This window comes from Streptacidiphilus sp. MAP5-3 (assembly GCF_041262505.1).
Lineage (GTDB): Bacteria > Actinomycetota > Actinomycetes > Streptomycetales > Streptomycetaceae > Streptacidiphilus.
On the sequence record NZ_JBGCCL010000046.1, the window covers coordinates 17,379 to 33,470 of the forward strand.

Consider the following 16,092-nt stretch of genomic DNA (forward strand, 5'->3'; position numbering starts at 1 on the left):
ACTGACCCCCCTCAGCGTCGGGAACGGCCGCCGAAGCCGAGCCCCATCGCCAGCCCGAAGAGCAGCGCGAGCGCGAGCCCGGCGATGAACGCGTCCAGCGTGCTGACCGTGCCGAACGCGTGGTTGAGCACGGTGACGTGGTACGTGGGCCCACCGCCCCGGTTGTCCGCGATCAGCAGCCCGGCGAAGGCCGCAGCCGCGGCGGCAATGATCAGTCGTATCGCCTTCATGCGCGTGGCACCTCTCATCCCAGTCGGTCACACAGAAGCCGAGTGATCCACCATCAAGAGTGATGCCTGCGGGGCCGTGTGACCAGAGGTCGGCAGGACGCGGCCAACTGGGCAGGTCAGCGCACGTGCTGGAGCCAGGCGGGACGCCCGGCCAGGGTCTCGCGGCGCTTGGCCGCCTCGCGGTCGGCGAGCTCCTGCGGGGTGGCGAAGCAGCGCGGGATCCACTCGTCGGAGCGGGCCACGCGCGCGGCGAGTTGGGCGACGTAGGCCTCGCGCAGCCCATCCGGCGTCGCGAGACCGGCCTGGGACCCGGATTCGGGCTCCAGCCACGGATCCGGGACCTCGGCCAGCACCTCCCGCAGCAGCGCCTCCGTCACCAGCGGCGCGAGCGCGGTGTCGGCGGCGAGGACGTCGGGGCGGTAGCCGCCGAGCGCGTGCGCGGACAGGTCGTAGGCCTTGGCCACGGCGTCCTCGGCGGTCTCCCAGCGGTGGTGGAAGATCAGCGCCGCACCGTGGTCGATCAGCCAGAGGCGGCGGTGCCAGACCATCAGATTGGGGTTGCGGACGGTCCGGTCGACGTTCCCGACGAGCGCGTCGAACCAGACCACGCGACCCGCCTCCTCGGCGGAGATGTCGACCCCTTCCTGTCCGGGCCGGAAGTCCGTCGCACCGGGCAGGTAGTCGAGCCCCAGGTTCAGCCCCTCGCTGGCCCGGTGCAGGTCCTGCACCTCCTGGTCCGGCTCGGCGGCGGAGACCGCCGGGTCGAACCGCACCAGCACCAGCTCCGGCACCCGCAGCCCCAGCCTGCGGCCCAGCTCCCCCACGATCACCTCGGCGACCAGCGCCTTGCGTCCCTGGGCCGCGGCGTGAAACTTCACCACATAGGTGCCCAGGTCGTCGGTCTCGACGATCGCGGGCAGGGAGCCGCCCGCGCGCAGCGGCGCGACGTACCCGAGCGCCGTGACCTCGGCGAGCGCAGCGCGCCCGGCGGGCCCGGTCACCGTCCGCTCCCGGCTAGTGCGCCGAGCAGCGCGGAGAGCGTGGCCACCTCGGCGGTCGAGCAGCTCGGGGTGAACCAGTCGGAGGCGACCTCCTGCGCGCTCACCGTCATCTCGACGAGCAGCGCCCGCCCGGTCTCGGTCAGCGCGGCGTATGCGACGCGGGCGTCGCGGGGGTCCTTCTCGCGGTCCACCAGCCCGATCCGCTCCAGCGGCCCGAGGCCCCTGGTCACCCCGGACGCGGTCAGTCCCAGCGCCTCCGCGAGGTCCACGCGCCGCATCCGGGTGTTGGGCGCGGCGCCCAGGTGCAGCAGGATCTGGAAGTCGGAGTAGCTGATGCCGTGCCGGTTGGAGAGGACGGCGTCCAACCGCTTGGCCATGGCGGTGTGCGCGCGGGTGAAGCGCAGTGCGGTGTCGAGCGAGTCGGTGGCGGAGCGGGTGGACATACACCCACGCTAGCAGATACTTGAGCACTCAAGGATCAGTTCAGCAATCAACCTGTTCCGTGCTGACGATTGCCTCCGGCCGCGCTCGTGGTGTTGCCTTGGCTGAGGCCATGTCAGAAACCGGGGGGCTGCGTTGGGCTCAGGCTTACGGGCATTGGCCCGCTGGACGACGGTCGTCGCGGTGGTGACGCTGTACGTGGCACTGCAGCTGGCGATCAACGCGGGTCTGGACCTCCAGGCCCGCGACCGCTTCCGCGAGGCCCCGGACCAGGCGGCGGCGTTCGTCGCGGCGCTGGACCACTACGCCGACGGGGACGCCTCGGCGCGCGCCGGGATCACGGCGGGCAACGCCTGGTTCGCGATGAACGCTCCCCCGGCGGGCGAGAGCCGACCCACGGTCGCCGCTGCCGCCGAGGAGGCCGAGGCCGGCAGGGTCGCACCGGCCCGCCAGCGGGTCGCCTCACTGTCGGCGCAGGTCGCCCACGATCAGGCCTCGCTCAGCCGACAGTTCACCTCCTCGGCCTTGGACGCACTGTGGTGGCTGGTGGCGGCCGAGGCCCTGCTTGCGCCCGCGCTGTGGCTGCGGCGTCGCCGCCGGGCGGGCGCGGCGGAGATGGCCAGGATCGTCAGCCGGTTCGCGCCGAACCATCCCTGGTGGCGGCGGCCGCTCTTCCTGACGGCGAACGGCTTCGGCAGCGGTCTCTTCGCGGCGGGCTTCTACGCCTACAGCGCGTTCACCCACCAGGGCGCCTCCCCTATGCCCGTGGTGGTGCAGATGCTCCTCCTCCCGCTCGGGCTGGGCTCGCTGGCCGCCGGATTCTTCCTGCTGCGCTACACCCGCCCGCGCGCAGCGAGGGACGCGGCACGGGCGCTGCTCTCCGACGGTCGACGTCCCGTGCTCTACCTGCGCAGCTTCAAGCCCGCCGACGAGGACATGGCCGAGGTCGACGACGTGGTGGCCGTCAACATCCACTCCCGTGAGGAGCAGCTCGCGGCGTCCCTGAGCGCCTTCGGCCCGGTGATCGCGGTGGGCGACCCCGAGGAATCGCTGCCGCGACTCGGCGCGGCCCGGTTCTACCTGCCGACCGACGACTGGAAGCCCGCGGTCAGACAGCTCATGGACCTGTCCCAACTCATCGTGCTGCACCTGGGTTTGGGCGACGGCCTGTGGTGGGAGGTCGAGCAGGCACGCTCCACCCAGCCCCCACGGAAGCTGATCCTGCTGGTGCCGAAGGACCGGGAGGACCTGGCCCCCCGGCTGGACGTGCTGCTGCCGACACCGACCCGACTCGACGAGGTGACCGCAGGGCAATCCTGGATCTCCGCAGTCGTCTCCTTCGACGCCGAATGGAATCCCCAGGTGCACCCCGTGCACCGCCCGCCACGGGAGTCGCCCCGGCGCAGCTGGCTGGCCCGCCTCCCCTCCCGTTCGAAGTCCGCCTTCCTGGCGACGATGACCACGTTCACCCCGGTCCACCTCGTGGCCCGCGCCGTGAAGACCGCCCTCGCGTCGAACGGGATCCGCCGACGAGGCATGGTCGCCCGGGGCGACTACGCCGCACAGGCCGTGCTGTGGAAGGGCATCGAGCTGGTCACCGGGCTGGGCCTGCTGGTCTGGCTCGTGGTCCGGGTACTGCAGCTCTTCGGACTGTCCTAGCCACGATCGTGCAAAGAGCCACTAGTGGCTGTTCGTGTCATGACAATGCCTCTACCATCCGAAGTCCTGCTCGGCGGCTTTCAGGGGGACGGATGGACAGCCCACGGTCCGGCACAGCACAGCCCGCGAACACCACGAATGCAACCGGCTCACAAAGGCCCCGGTCGGTGACCCGCGCCGCGCAGCTGGTGACGTTTCTGATCGCGCTGTCGATCGTGCGCGAAATCGTGGTCCTGGCCGGGAACTGGCGCGACTACTTCCTGATCCACGACTACCTCGCGGGAACCGCGAGCGCCGCGGACCTCGAGTCCGCGAGCAACGACCTGCTCACCCAGCTGAGTTCGGAGTGGACCCTGCTGGTCTGGTTCGTGACCGGCGTGGTCTTCCTGGTCTGGCTGTGGCGCGCGCGGATCAACGCCGAGCTGCTACGCGGCGTCGAGTCACAGCGCCGCTCCCGGCCCTGGGTCATCGGCGCCTGGATCACGCCGGTGGCCAACCTCTGGTACCCCTACCAGGTCCTCCGCGACATCTGGCGGGCCAGCGCTCCTAAGCGGCCCGCGCCCTCGCTGACCCTGGTTCAGTGGTGGTGGGCGTGCTTCCTGCTCGACGGCTTCCTCAAGCCGACCCAGTGGCGGCTCGCCCAGCAGGAGGCCTCCGAACACGACGCCCTGGTCAACGCGAACGTCGACACGGTACTCATGCTGCTCATCCTGGGGGCCGGCGTGTTCCTCGTCCTCGTCGTCAGGCGGATCACCGCCTGGCAGACCGCCGGCCTGGTCGACTGAAAACGGCCCGCCCCTCCCCCGCGAAACGGGTGGAGGGGCGGGCCTTTCCGCTGAGCCCGGCAGGTCAGCCGCGGAGCGTCGCTCCGACGCGCGCGCTCGCCTCGGCGACCGCCGACTCGCGGGCCGCGCTCGCCTCGTCCGCGGTGAGGGTGCGGTCCGACGCGCGGAAGCGCAGCGCGTACGCCAGGGACTTCCGGCCCTCGCCGACGCTCTCGCCCCGGTAGACGTCGAAGAGCCGCAGGCTCTCCAGCAGGTCGCCCGCCCCGGCGCGCAGCGCCGCCTCGACGTCGCCGGCCGGGACCGCGTCGTCCACGATCAGGGCCACGTCCTGGGTCGCCACCGGGAAGGTGGAGATCTTCGGACCCTCCGGCTTGACCGCGCCGTCCTCGACGAGCGCGTCGAGGTCCAGCTCCATCGCGCAGGTGCGCTCCGTCAGGTTCAGCGCCTTGATGACGCGCGGGTGCAGCTCGCCCGCGTGGCCGACCAGCCGATCGCCGGCATAAAGGGCGGCGCAGCGGCCCGGATGCCAGGGGGCGTGCTGGTCCTGACGGACCGTCAGCGGGACGCCGGCCGCGTCCGCGACGGTGCGCGCGGCCTCGACCGCGTCGACCCAGGTCCACGCCTCGGCCTTGCCCCACCAGCCCTGCGGGTCGCGGCTGCCCGCGAGCACCACACCGACCCGGTACGGCTGACGCGGCAGGGCGGCGTCCAGCTGCGCGATCTCGTCCTCGGTGGGACGGCGGTCGATCGGCAGACGCGGCGCGCTGTAGAGCGTGTCGGCGGTGCCGTCGACGCGGAAGATCCGACCGAGCTCGAACAGCGCCACGTCCGTCGTGCCACGGCCGACGTTGCGGTGCAGCGCACCCAGCAGGCCGGGCAGGATCGTCGTACGGAGCGAGGGCTCCTCGTGGGAGATCGGGTTGGCGATCTTCACCGTCTCGCGGCGCGGGTCGCCCGCCTCGATGCCGAGGTGGTCGAGGACCGCCTCGCCGATGAACGGGTAGTTCTGCACCTCGACGTGACCGGCCGCGGCCAGCGCCAGGCCGATCCGGCGGCGCAGCCGCTGAATCTCCGTCAGGCCGGTGCCCGCCGGGACGTTCGGCAGCGTGGAGGGCAGGTTCTCGTAGCCCTCCAGGCGGATGACCTCCTCCGCCAGGTCGTTCGGGTCGGTGAGGTCCGGACGCCAGCTCGGCGGGGTGACCGTCAGCACGTCCGAGCCGACGACCGTGCAGCCGACCTCCTGGAGGCGGCGGACGACGGTCTCGCGCCCGTACTCCTGGCCCGCGACGCGGTCCGGGTGGTCGGCGGCGATGGTGATCGCGTGGACCGGGTGCGGGGCGACGACGTCGGTGACGCCCGCCTCGGCGGTGCCGCCCGCGACCAGGACCAGCAGGTCCACGGCTCGCTGCGCGGCAGCCTTGGTGGCCTCCGGGTCGACGCCGCGCTCGAACCGCTTGGCGGCCTCGGAGGGCAGCTTGTGGCGACGGGCGCTGCGGGCGATGGAGACCGGCGCGAAGTGCGCGGCCTCGATGACGACCTCGGTGGTGCCGGTGGCCAGGCCCGTCTCCGGGTCCACGACCGGGTCGGCGATCTCGGTGCCCGCGCCGCCCATGACACCGGCGATGCCGATCGGGCCGCTGTTGTCCGTGATCAGCAGGTCCTCGGGGTCGAGGGTGCGCTCCACGCCGTCCAGCGTGCGCAGCTTCTCGCCCGGCGTCGCACGGCGGACCGTGATGCCGCCGTCGACGCGGTGCTTGTCGTACGCGTGCAGCGGCTGACCCAGCTCCAGCATCACGTAGTTGGTGATGTCGACGGCCAGCGAGATCGGGCGCATGCCCGCCTTCTGGACCCGGCGCTGCATCCAGATCGGCGACTTGGCCGCCGGGTCCAGGCCAATGACGCTGCGCGCGACGAAGCGGTCGCAAGCGGCCTGGTCCTCGACCGTGACCAGCGGGCCGTAGGAGTTGGCCGGCGGCACGTCGATCAGGGCCGGGTCGCGCAGTGGCAGGTCGTAGGCGATGGCGGTCTCCCGCGCCACGCCGCGGACCGAGAGGCAGTAGCCACGGTCCGCGGTGACGGCGATGTCCAGCACCTCGTCGACCAGCTCCAGCAGCTCGATCGCGTCGGTGCCGGGCTCGTACTCCGGCGGCAGCACGATGATGCCGTCGTGGTCGTCGCCCATGCCCAGCTCGCGGGCCGAGCAGATCATGCCCTCGGAGGTCTTGCCGTAGGTCTGACGCGCCGCGATCGGGAACGGACCGGGCAGCACCGCGCCCGGGAGCACGACGACGACCTTGTCGCCGACGGCGAAGTTCCGCGCGCCGCAGACGATGTTCTGCGGCTCACCGGTTCCGTTGGCGACGCCGACGTCCACCTGGCAGTAGCGGATCGGCTTCTTGAAGCCCGTGAGCTCCTCGATGGCCAGGACCTTGCCGACCACCAGCGGGCCCTTGAGGTCGCCGCCGAGCTGCTCGACGGACTCGACCTCCAGGCCGGCCCGGACCAGCTTGGCCTGGATGTCTCGGCCGGTCTCACCGGCAGGGAGGTCGACGTACTCCCGCAGCCAGGAAAGCGGGACGCGCATCAGATCTCCATCCCGAAGGGAAGGGTGAAACGGACGTCACCCTCGACGATGTCTCGCATGTCCTCGACGTTGTGCCGGAACATGAGCATGCGCTCGATGCCGAAGCCGAACGCGAAGCCGCTGTACTTGTTGGGGTCGATGCCGCAGGCGACCAGCACCCGCGGGTTGACCATGCCGCAGCCGCCGAGCTCGATCCATCCCTCGGAGGAGCAGGTCCGGCAGGGACGGTCCGGGTTGCCGACGGACTCGCCGCGGCAGACGAAGCAGACCATGTCCATCTCGGCGGACGGCTCGGTGAAGGGGAAGTAGTTCGGGCGCAGGCGGGTGGTGAGGCCCTCGCCGAACAGCGCCTGGACCATGTGGTCCAGGGTGCCCTTGAGGTCCGACATGGTCAGACCCTGGTCGACGGCCAGCAGCTCGACCTGGTTGAAGACGGGGGTGTGCGTCGCGTCCAGCTCGTCGCTGCGGAAGACGCGGCCCGGGCAGATCACGTAGACCGGCGGCTCGGCGGCGGCGAGGAGGGAGCGGATCTGCACGCCGGACGTGTGGGTCCGGAGGACGACGGAGTCGGCGTCCTTGAGGAAGAAGGTGTCCTGGGTGGACCGCGCCGGGTGGTCCGGGCCCATGTTCAGGGCGTCGAAGTTGAGCCACTCGGCCTCGACCTCGGGGCCCTCGGCGACGGAGTAGCCCATGGCCGTGAAGACGTCCATCAGCCGCTCGGCGAAGGTCGTCAGCGGGTGCCGACCACCGCGCGGGGCACGGTCGTAGGGCAGCGTGACGTCGACGGCCTCCTCGACGAGCACGCGCGCGTCGCGCTCGGCCTCCAGCGCGGTACGACGCTCGGCGAGGGCCTTGTTGACGGCGCCACGGGCCGCGCCGACGCGCTTGCCGGCGTCCGCCTTGGCGGCGGGCGGCAGGGCGCCGATCTCACGGTTGGCGAGCGCGAGCGGGGAACGGTCACCGGTGTGGGCGACCTTGGCCTCGTGCAGGGCGTCGAGATCGGTCGCAGCGGCGAAGGCAGCGATCGCCTCGTCGCGCAGGCGCTCGATCTCCTCCGGCTTCAAGGCCTCGACCTCCACCGGGTCGTACGACTTGTTGGGTGCGGACATCTCTCTCTTCCCGTTTACGGCGAAGCGGCCAATGGCCGAGTCTAGTGGGTTTGCCGACGTTCCCTTTTCCCGGGCCAGGGACGATGCACTATCCAGGGGCGCGAGGAACTGCGCGAGAAACCACTGATGAGCGGATGGCCCTGCGCGTTCGGTGCTCGACCTGCGTGGGTGGCGTGTCGCGCAGTTCCCCGCGCCCCTGTGGTGGCTTACGCCAGAACCTCGGGAATCCCGGGCGGCAGAATAAATCGGAAACTCGCCCCGCCCTCGGGCCCGCGGTCGACACGGATCGTTCCGCCGTGCGCTTCGACGATGCCCTTGACGATGTAAAGGCCCAGGCCCGTGCCGCCGCGCTTGCTGCCGCGCCAGAAGCGGGTGAAGACGCGCGGGATCGACTCCTCGGGAATGCCGGGTCCCTGGTCGCTCACCGTCACCGCCGTCCCTTCGCGCACGCGGCCCGAGGCTTCCTCGGACTTCGTCGGTTCCACCATGATGGTGACAGTGCCCTCACCGTGCCGCACGGCATTTTCCAGCAGGTTCCCCAGCACCTGGTCCAACTTGTCGGAGTCGGCCCACAACTGCGGCAGCGGCTCCGCGAGCCGCACCGCGAAACGTTCCTCCGGCACGCCCGCCGCGACGAGGCCGTCCACATGACGCCGCACCGCCACGTCCAGCCGGACCGGCTGCCGCCGCACTTCCAGGCGGCCGGAGTCGATCCGGGAGATGTCGAGCAGCTCGGCGATCAGCCGGGTGACCCGGTTGGCGTCGGCGTCGACCGTCTCCAGCATCAGCTTCTTCTGCGGTTCGGTAAACCGCTCCCACTTCTGCAGCAGGGTGGCCGTGAACCCCTTGACGCTGGTCAGCGGCGAGCGCAACTCGTGGGCGACGGTGGCGATCAGCTCCGCATGGCTGCGTTCCGTGCGCCGTCGCGCCTCCGTGCCGCGCAACGCGACCACGACGCGGCGGACCGGGCCGGTGCGGCCGCCGGCGCGGAGGTAGCGCGCGGAGACCAGGACCTCGCGTCCGCCGGGGCCGGGCAGCAGCAGATTGCGCTCGGGCTGGCTGGTGCGGATGGAGAGGCCGCCGTACGGATCGGTCAACTGCCACCAGCGGCGGCCCTCGAGGTCTTCGAGCGGGAGCGCCGCGGCCAGCGGACGGCCGAGGACGGTTTCACGACGCAGACCGGTGATCCTGGCGGCGGCGAGGTTGAAGACCACGACGACGCCGTTCTCGTCGGCGATCAGCAGACCGTCGGGCAGGTCCTCGGGATCGACGGAGTCGTCCGTGGGAACGTCGTCTTTGGGAACGCAGGCACCGCGCTGTTCCGGTATCGGACTCCCCATGGCCGCGCCTCCCCTCCAGACCCCGTACGCCGAGCCCCGTGATCGCGGCCCCGCGACCGCGATTACGACAGCACGGCCACCCTAGCGACATCCGCCCTACCCACGGCAGTCAGGAACGACACCCTCCGGGTGCACGCTGGGCGCGCGCCGAGGCGTAGAGGCAGACGGCGGCGGCCGTGGCCAGGTTGAGGCTCTCCGCATGCCCGTGGATCGGGACCCGGACGACCGCGTCTGCCAGCGCCCGGGTCTCCTCCGGCAGGCCCCAGGCCTCGTTGCCGAAGAGCCACGCGGTGGGCGCGCCGAGGGCGCCCTCGTCCAGTTCGGCGTCGAGGTCGCGGTCGCCCGCGCCGTCCGCCGCGACGACCCGGATCCCGGCCTCGCGCAGTCCGGCCACGGCCTCCTCCACGGGGACTCCGACGGCCACCGGCAGGTGGTAGAGGCTGCCGACGGAGGCGCGCACGGCCTTGGGGTTGTAGAGGTCGACCGAGGCGTCGGTCAGCACGACCGCGTCGGCGCCCGCGGCGTCCGCGGTGCGCAGGACGGTCCCGGCGTTGCCGGGGTCGCGGACGTTGGCGAGCAGCGCGACCAGGCGCGGCTTGGCGGCCAGCACCGAGGCGAAGGAGGCATCGACAAAGCGACAAACCGCCACGATCCCCTGGGGCGTGACGGTCTGGCAGACGGCCGCGATGACCTCGTCGGTCGCGGTCAGCACCGGCACCCGCTCGTCGCGGGCGCGGCCGATCAGGTCGGCGTGCCGCTCGGCGGCCTCGAAGGTGGTGTAGATCTCGACGACCGAGTGGCTGCCGTCGGGCAGCGTCCCGAAGTCGACCGCCTCGCGCACGGCCTGCGGCCCCTCGGCGATGAATCGCCGCTCCTTGCCGCGCTGGGCACGCCGGGAGAGCCGCCGGGCGGCGTTGACCCGGGGCGAGCGCAGCGAGGTGAGCTCGGGCTGGGACTGCGAGTACGGCAGGGACATCGCGGTGATCACTCCACAGAAGACGGTCGCGCCGGGGGCGAGGGCCTGTTTGAGAACTCGCGGCGGCGCGGGCCCGGCGAGAGTTCTCAAACAGGCCCCGCCACCGCCGCAGCCACAGAACGGGCCCGCAGGGGATTACCCCCTGCGGGCCCACAGCACTACAGACGTGCGATGCCTGTCACTCAGGCGGCGTCAGCGGCGACCTTCGGCGCGTTGACGTCGGCCGGCAGGGCCTTGCGAGCGGCCTCGACGAGCGCCTCGAACGCGGCGATGTCGTTGACGGCGAGCTCGGCCAGCATCTTGCGGTCGATCTCGATGTTGGCAGCCTTCAGGCCCTGGATCAGGCGGTTGTAGGTCATGCCGTTCGCGCGGGCAGCGGCGTTGATGCGCTGGATCCACAGCTGACGGAAGTCGCCCTTGCGCTTCTTCCGGTCGTTGTAGTTGTAGACGAACGAGTGGGTGACCTGCTCCTTCGCCTTGCGGTACAGGCGCGAGCGCTGGCCGCGGTAACCGCTGGCCAGCTCGAGGACGACCCGGCGCTTCTTGTGGGCGTTGACTGCCCGCTTGACGCGTGCCACGTTTTACTCCTTCAAAGGGACCGCGGTCGTGTCACACGGTCCGGTTACTGATGTGGTCGAAAGGATCGGCGTGCCCTGATCGGGCAGCGATCACTTGCCGAGAAGCTTCTTGATCTTCTTCGCGTCGGCGGGAGCCACCTCGACGGTGCCGGCCAGGCGGCGCGTCAGGGTGGACGACTTGTGCTCGAGCAGGTGGCGGCGACCGGCGCGCTGGCGCAGCACCTTGCCGGAGCCGGTGAGCTTGAAGCGCTTGCTGGCACCGGAGTGCGTCTTGTTCTTCGGCATGTCGCCGTACTCTCCTCGTCGGTCCGCTCCCGCCCGCGACCGCCTCACGGCGGGACGAGCGGGAGCGCTTCGTGATTACTGGGGCCCTCGGGCGGGTGCCCGGGGGCCGGTGCGGTCGGGGCGCACCGGCGTCAGCCGGCCGCGGCCTCCGAACCAGCCTCGGTCGAGACCTCTTCGACGGCGTCAGCCTGCGGCTGCTCCTCCGCCTCGACGACCTCGACGATCTCGTCGACCTCGCCTGCCTCGTCGACCTCGTCGGTCGCGGTGCGACCGGTGCGTCCGCCCAACGCCGCCTTGCGGGCGGCCTGGGCCTCGCGGGCCTCGGCCATGGCTTCGGTCTTCTTCTTGTGCGGACCGAGGACCATGATCATGTTGCGGCCGTCCTGCTTCGGGTTCGACTCGACGAACCCGAGGTCCTGGACGTCCTCCGCGAGACGCTGCAGCAGTCGGAAGCCCAGCTCGGGGCGGGACTGCTCACGGCCACGGAACATGATCGTGATCTTGACCTTGTCGCCCTGCTTGAGGAACCGAACGACGTGACCCTTCTTGGTGTCATAGTCGTGCGGGTCGATCTTCGGCCGGAGCTTCATTTCCTTGATGACCGTGTGCGCCTGGTTCTTGCGCGCCTCACGGGCCTTCATGGCGGACTCGTACTTGAACTTGCCGTAGTCCATGAGCTTGCACACGGGCGGACGCGCGGTCGCGGCAACCTCGACCAGGTCGAGGTCGTATTCCTGCGCGAGCTCGAGGGCCTTGGCAAGCGGAACGATGCCGACCTGCTCGCCGCTGGGACCAACGAGTCGCACCTCGGGGACGCGAATCCGGTCGTTGATGCGGGGCTCGGTGCTGATGGATCCTCCTCGGTTGCATTCCGCGCCTGCCGGGTGGCAGTCGCGACAGCTGGCTTGGTACCGCCACGCAGAGCTTCATTCGCATCCGCGGTGTCGAAACTGCACCGCGGGCACGAAAAAAGCCCCGCATGACGCGCAGGCGGGGCTCCGAGGTACAACGAACGAACGCGCACCGCTGGTGGCACGCCATCAATGGCATGCCGGCGCGGAACGCCACGTCGGACCGTTGACCCGACGACCCGGAGGTCGATGCGGGTGGGAGCCTTGGAGCCTCCACTTGCGGGCCGGGACTGCTGAAGCCGTAATGGCAGAGCGGTACCTGGCCGGTCTCAGTCTGCAAGCATAGCAGCGTCCGCCGATACCGCAGAATTCCCGCTCTCGCGGGTGATTCCGGCAGACTGCGGGTGAGACACCGACCAGCGTAGACGAAGTGAGACCTGAGCCATGAGCGGCGAGACTCCCGAATTCGACGACCTGACCCGTGACATCGCGGACGTCCCTGCCGTGGAGGTCATCACGACCGTCGCGGTCCACCTGATGAGCGCGGCGGCGGTCAACCTGGGCCTGGCGGAGGGCGGCGAGGGCCACAAGGACCTCGACGAGGCCCGGAAGCTGATCACCGCACTGGCCGGGCTGGTGACGGCGGGGGCGCCGGAGATCAGCAACTTCCATGCTGCGCCGCTGCGCGACGGCCTGAAGTCGCTCCAGCTGGCCTTCCGCGAGGCCTCCCTCGTCCCGGACGCCCCGGGCACGGGTCCGGGCGAGAAGTTCACCGGTCCCGTGTACAGCTGAGGCACGCCTTTCGGCACGGGGGACGTTGCAGTACCCGGGGGCGCGGGGAACTGCGCGAGAACCACTGACATGCGGACGGCCCTGGACGTTGGCCCCGCCTCACCGGGTGGCCTGTCGCGCAGTTCCCCGCGCCCCCGGGTGTTGCATGGCTTGTCTCGTGCAGAAGCCCCGCGCCGCTGCCGGAGCGGCTACCTGCGGGAGCGAACCGTCAGCGTTCGTACAGCGGAGCCTTCGGCTCCGAGGGGCTCGGGGCGATGACGGCGAGGTCGAGGCCGCGGTCCAGGCGGATGCGCAACAGCTGACTGTCCGCCAGGTCCCCCGCCACCGCCTGGAACGCTTCCGCGGGAGCGCCCGGCTCGGCGATGAGGACGAGTTGGGCGTCGGTCTGCTCGCTTGCGAGCAGGTGCGCGCGCAACACGGCCGGGTGCTTGGCCAGAAGCGCGCGCAGTGCGTCCGCGATCTCCGGATCGTCCAACGGACGACGATGCGCGCGGCCCTCGGCGACAGCCCGCAGCGCCGCTCCGGACAGCTCGTAGGGGACCGGCCCGGCCAGGTCGATCAGCAGGGCCTCCGCCTGCTCGCTCCACGCCGCCTGGACGGCCTGCGCCGCGGGCACCGGTGCCGGGCGGGCGTCGGCGCGCCAGCGGGCGAGGGCGTCGAGGGAGGTGAAGGCCGGCAGGCCCTTGCGTCCGTCGGGGGCTTGGAGGGTGGGGACGGCCATGTCGCTGGTCTTCTCGTGGCGGTGACCGTGCTCGTCCGTCTCGACCTCGCCGAGGATCGCGACGATCGGCACCATCAGCCGGGCCTTCGCGAGCAGGGCGAGGACCCGCGTCTCCGCCTCAGGGCCGGGGTCCGCCGCGTACGCGGCGAACGCCGCTGCCAGCTCGGGGTCTGCTGAACCGTCGTCACCCGCGAACCCCGGGTCAGGGATGTTCTTGCGCTCCACCCCGCGAGCGTAGTCCAGTCCGCCGCCAGCGGAATCCCAGGCCCCGGCCAGGCTCCTTCTCTGCCGTCGACGGGATGGTCCGTCATGGTGCATGGCGTGTGCTCCTTGGGGTGGGGACGGTGCTCACGGCCGTCGTTCTGTGTGCGGTTCTGCTGCACGCTTCGGCCGCGCGGCGGCCGGAGGCGAGGCCCTCGGCCGCTCCTTCGAGGATCCGGACGAGGACGGTGAGATCGTTACCTGTGCCACGTCACTCCCCCTCCGCGCCGCCGACCCGCAGCGCGACACCGACACCACGTCCCACTCCCCCTCCCACATCGGCCCCGGCCCCGACTCCGACCCTGCACACCGACGGCATCGACGCCGCTCTCGCGAGCGCGGACGGGAACGCGGCGGTCGCCGCCGTCGACCTGACCACCGGCCTCTCGCTCGATCGCGGGGACACCGGGCACGCGTTCGTCACCGCGAGCATCGTCAAGGTCGACATCCTGGCCACACTGCTGCTCCAGCACCAGGACAACGGCACCTCGCTCGACTCGGACGAGCGAGCGCTCGCCCAGCAGATGATCGAGAACAGCGACAACGACGCGGCGACCAGTCTCTTCGACGCGGTGGGCGGTGCGTCCGGGGTGGACGCGGCCAACCAGCGCTTCGGCCTGAACGACACCAGTGCCGGGACCGGCGGCTACTGGGGTCTGACCACGACCACCGCGCGCGACCAACTGACCCTGCTGCGCCAGGTGTTCACTTCGCACTCACACCTGGACCGCGGCTCCAGGGAGTATCTGGACTCGCTGATGTCCTCCGTCGAGCCGGACCAGGCCTGGGGCGTCAGCGCGGCGGCCGACGACGGCGGGTCGTTCGCGCTGAAGAACGGGTGGCTGCCGCGCTCCGCCACCGGCCTGTGGGTGATCAACAGCATCGGCGAGGTCCACCGGGACGGCCACACCCTGCTGATCGCCGCGCTCTCCGACGACAACCAGAGCATGGACGGCGGCGTCGGCCTGGTGCAGCGCGTCGCTACGGCCGTCGGATCCGCCTTCGACTGACCCGAACTGGACCCGAGCGGGGTCGGTGCGGGGTCGGTGCGGTTCGGACGAGACGGACGGTTCGGACGAGACGGACCGACCCCTACCCGCAGGTAATTCCGTGTGGCAGGCTTCGCCCATGGTGCACCGTTCCGCTGGTTCCCTTGCCGTCGGCTCCCTCGCTGCCGACCGCGCACGTTACGACCGTGCCACCGCGCATCTCGACGCCCCGCTGGCGATCGTCGACCTTGCAGCGTTCGACGCGAACGCCGCCGACCTGGTGCGCCGCGCGAGCGGCAAGCCGGTCCGGGTGGCGAGCAAGTCGGTGCGCTGCCGGACGCTGCTGGAACGGGTGCTCGCCAAGGACGGCTTCCAGGGGATCATGAGCTTCACCCTGGAGGAGTCGATCTGGCTGGCCCGCGAGGGCTTCGACGACATCCTGCTCGCCTACCCGTCGGTGGACCGCGCGGGGTTCGCCGCGGTGGCCGCCGACCCGAAGCTGGCCGGGGCGATCAGCATCCTGGTCGACGACCCGGCCCAGCTGGACCTGATCGACGCGGCTCGCGAGGGCGGGACCGAGGAGATCCGGGTCTGCCTGGAGCTGGACACCGCGCTGCACCTGCTGGGCGGGCGCGTCCGGATCGGCGCGCGCCGATCGCCGCTGCGTACGCCCGAGGCGCTGCGCGGGCTGGCGGAACTGATCGGCCGTCGGCCGGGCTTCCGGGTGGTCGGGCTGATGGCCTACGAGGGCCAAGTCGCCGGGGTCGGCGACAGCATCGCCGGGCGGCCGTTCCGGTCCCGGGCGATCCAGCTGATGCAGCGGACCGCGCGCCAGGAGCTGGCGGCGCGGCGCGACGCCGTGGTCCGGGCCGTCCGCGAGGTCGCCGACCTGGAGTTCGTCAACGGCGGCGGCACCGGCAGTGTGGAGAGCACCGTCGCCGAGAGCTGCGTGACCGAGGTGGCCGCCGGCTCCGGGCTCTACGTCCCGCGCCTCTTCGACAACTACCGCTCCTTCAGCGGCCGTCCGGCCGCGCTGTTCGCCCAGCCCGTGGTGCGCCGTCCCGGTGTGGGCGTGGTGACCGTGCTCGGCGGCGGCTACCCCGCCTCCGGCGCGGCGGGCGCGGACCGGTCACCCGTCCCCTACCTCCCGGAGGGCCTGCGCTACGACCCGCAGGAGGGCGCGGGCGAGGTGCAGACGCCGCTGCTCGGCTCCCCCGCAGACGATCTGCGAATCGGCGACCGGGTCTGGTTCCGGCACGCCAAGGCCGGCGAGCTGTGCGAGCGCTTCGCCACGCTGCACCTGGTCGAGGGCGACCGCGTGGTCGAGTCCGTGCCGACCTACCGGGGCGAGGGCAGGACCTTCCTCTGACGTCGGATCAGCTGACGGCGGTGGGCCCCGGGGGGGGGGGGGCCCGGGGCCCCCCCCGGGGGGGGGGGGGCGGGGGGGGGCGGGGGGGGGGCGCGCCGCACCAGCCGCCCCCCACCCGCCC

The 16,092-nt window shown here is 71.5% G+C and carries 16 protein-coding genes; 5 read left to right on the plus strand and 11 right to left on the minus strand.

Going from position 1 to position 16,092, the window contains the following annotated elements:
• Nucleotides 1-11: 11 nt before the first annotated feature.
• The 3 genes from ABH928_RS35050 to ABH928_RS35060 form a co-directional block, all read right to left on the minus strand.
• Nucleotides 12-230, minus strand: coding sequence for a hypothetical protein (locus tag ABH928_RS35050; RefSeq protein WP_370072777.1), 219 nt, complete (start codon nucleotides 228-230; stop codon nucleotides 12-14).
• 116 nt (nucleotides 231-346) lie between these two features.
• Nucleotides 347-1,231, minus strand: coding sequence for a HipA family kinase (locus ABH928_RS35055; RefSeq protein ID WP_370072778.1), 885 nt, complete (start codon nucleotides 1,229-1,231; stop codon nucleotides 347-349).
• Entirely contained in the window at nucleotides 1,228-1,674 is a 447-nt protein-coding gene (locus ABH928_RS35060; protein WP_370072779.1) for a MarR family winged helix-turn-helix transcriptional regulator, read from the minus strand. The genes ABH928_RS35055 and ABH928_RS35060 overlap by 4 nt, the downstream gene beginning before the upstream one ends.
• Before the next feature lie 154 nt (nucleotides 1,675-1,828).
• Between ABH928_RS35060 and ABH928_RS35065 the strand changes: the two genes are divergently transcribed.
• A complete protein-coding gene (locus ABH928_RS35065) occupies nucleotides 1,829-3,331 on the plus strand; it encodes a transferase (protein WP_370072780.1) in 1,503 nt (500 codons plus the stop codon).
• Between the two features lie 167 nt (nucleotides 3,332-3,498).
• Complete coding sequence (locus ABH928_RS35070) at nucleotides 3,499-4,116, plus strand: DUF4328 domain-containing protein (protein WP_370072781.1); 618 nt, start codon at nucleotides 3,499-3,501, stop codon at nucleotides 4,114-4,116.
• Nucleotides 4,117-4,180: 64 nt separating this feature from the next.
• Here ABH928_RS35070 and pheT read toward each other — a convergent pair whose 3' ends face one another.
• From pheT to infC, 7 genes are all read right to left on the minus strand, one after another.
• Nucleotides 4,181-6,700, minus strand: coding sequence for a phenylalanine--tRNA ligase subunit beta (pheT, locus tag ABH928_RS35075; protein WP_370072782.1), 2,520 nt, complete (start codon nucleotides 6,698-6,700; stop codon nucleotides 4,181-4,183).
• Entirely contained in the window at nucleotides 6,700-7,809 is a 1,110-nt protein-coding gene (gene pheS, locus ABH928_RS35080) for a phenylalanine--tRNA ligase subunit alpha (protein ID WP_370072783.1), read from the minus strand. The genes pheT and pheS overlap by 1 nt, the downstream gene beginning before the upstream one ends.
• Before the next feature lie 206 nt (nucleotides 7,810-8,015).
• Entirely contained in the window at nucleotides 8,016-9,149 is a 1,134-nt protein-coding gene (locus ABH928_RS35085) for an ATP-binding protein (RefSeq protein ID WP_370072784.1), read from the minus strand.
• Between the two features lie 109 nt (nucleotides 9,150-9,258).
• Nucleotides 9,259-10,125 (minus strand): TrmH family RNA methyltransferase, encoded by an 867-nt coding sequence (locus ABH928_RS35090; RefSeq protein ID WP_370072785.1) that lies wholly within the window; start codon nucleotides 10,123-10,125, stop codon nucleotides 9,259-9,261.
• Between the two features lie 182 nt (nucleotides 10,126-10,307).
• Entirely contained in the window at nucleotides 10,308-10,703 is a 396-nt protein-coding gene (rplT, locus tag ABH928_RS35095) for a 50S ribosomal protein L20 (protein WP_370072786.1), read from the minus strand.
• A 90-nt stretch (nucleotides 10,704-10,793) separates the two neighbouring features.
• Nucleotides 10,794-10,988 (minus strand): 50S ribosomal protein L35, encoded by a 195-nt coding sequence (gene rpmI / locus ABH928_RS35100; RefSeq protein WP_370072787.1) that lies wholly within the window; start codon nucleotides 10,986-10,988, stop codon nucleotides 10,794-10,796.
• A 131-nt stretch (nucleotides 10,989-11,119) separates the two neighbouring features.
• A complete protein-coding gene (gene infC, locus ABH928_RS35105; protein ID WP_370072793.1) occupies nucleotides 11,120-11,839 on the minus strand; it encodes a translation initiation factor IF-3 in 720 nt (239 codons plus the stop codon).
• A gap of 444 nt (nucleotides 11,840-12,283) precedes the next feature.
• Here infC and ABH928_RS35110 point away from each other — a divergent pair, with 444 nt between their 5' ends.
• On the plus strand, nucleotides 12,284-12,631 hold the full coding sequence (locus tag ABH928_RS35110; protein WP_196193755.1) for a DUF1844 domain-containing protein: 348 nt from the start codon (nucleotides 12,284-12,286) through the stop codon (nucleotides 12,629-12,631).
• A 208-nt stretch (nucleotides 12,632-12,839) separates the two neighbouring features.
• On the opposite strand, the gene ABH928_RS35115 is transcribed toward ABH928_RS35110, so the two are convergent.
• The gene (locus ABH928_RS35115) at nucleotides 12,840-13,577 is read right to left on the minus strand and encodes an SseB family protein (RefSeq protein WP_370072788.1); all 738 of its coding nucleotides are present in this window, start codon (nucleotides 13,575-13,577) and stop codon (nucleotides 12,840-12,842) included.
• A gap of 239 nt (nucleotides 13,578-13,816) precedes the next feature.
• Between ABH928_RS35115 and ABH928_RS35120 the strand changes: the two genes are divergently transcribed.
• Both ABH928_RS35120 and ABH928_RS35125 read left to right on the plus strand, forming a co-directional pair.
• Nucleotides 13,817-14,623, plus strand: a complete 807-nt coding sequence (locus tag ABH928_RS35120; protein WP_370072789.1) for a serine hydrolase — start codon at nucleotides 13,817-13,819, stop codon at nucleotides 14,621-14,623.
• Between the two features lie 118 nt (nucleotides 14,624-14,741).
• Entirely contained in the window at nucleotides 14,742-15,971 is a 1,230-nt protein-coding gene (locus ABH928_RS35125) for an amino acid deaminase/aldolase (RefSeq protein ID WP_370072790.1), read from the plus strand.
• Nucleotides 15,972-16,092: the final 121 nt, after the last annotated feature.

Bases quoted from the DNA above. Each gene is read 5' to 3' on its own strand.
- ABH928_RS35050 (WP_370072777.1), bottom strand. From the start codon at position 230: ATGAAGGCGATACGACTGATCATTGCCGCCGCGGCTGCGGCCTTCGCC.
- ABH928_RS35060 (WP_370072779.1), bottom strand. From the start codon at position 1,674: ATGTCCACCCGCTCCGCCACCGACTCGCTCGACACCGCACTGCGCTTC.
- pheT (WP_370072782.1), bottom strand. From the start codon at position 6,700: ATGCGCGTCCCGCTTTCCTGGCTGCGGGAGTACGTCGACCTCCCTGCC.
- pheS (WP_370072783.1), bottom strand. From the start codon at position 7,809: ATGTCCGCACCCAACAAGTCGTACGACCCGGTGGAGGTCGAGGCCTTG.
- ABH928_RS35085 (WP_370072784.1), bottom strand. From the start codon at position 9,149: ATGGGGAGTCCGATACCGGAACAGCGCGGTGCCTGCGTTCCCAAAGAC.
- ABH928_RS35090 (WP_370072785.1), bottom strand. From the start codon at position 10,125: ATGTCCCTGCCGTACTCGCAGTCCCAGCCCGAGCTCACCTCGCTGCGC.
- rpmI (WP_370072787.1), bottom strand. From the start codon at position 10,988: ATGCCGAAGAACAAGACGCACTCCGGTGCCAGCAAGCGCTTCAAGCTC.
- ABH928_RS35110 (WP_196193755.1), top strand. From the start codon at position 12,284: ATGAGCGGCGAGACTCCCGAATTCGACGACCTGACCCGTGACATCGCG.
- ABH928_RS35125 (WP_370072790.1), top strand. From the start codon at position 14,742: ATGGTGCACCGTTCCGCTGGTTCCCTTGCCGTCGGCTCCCTCGCTGCC.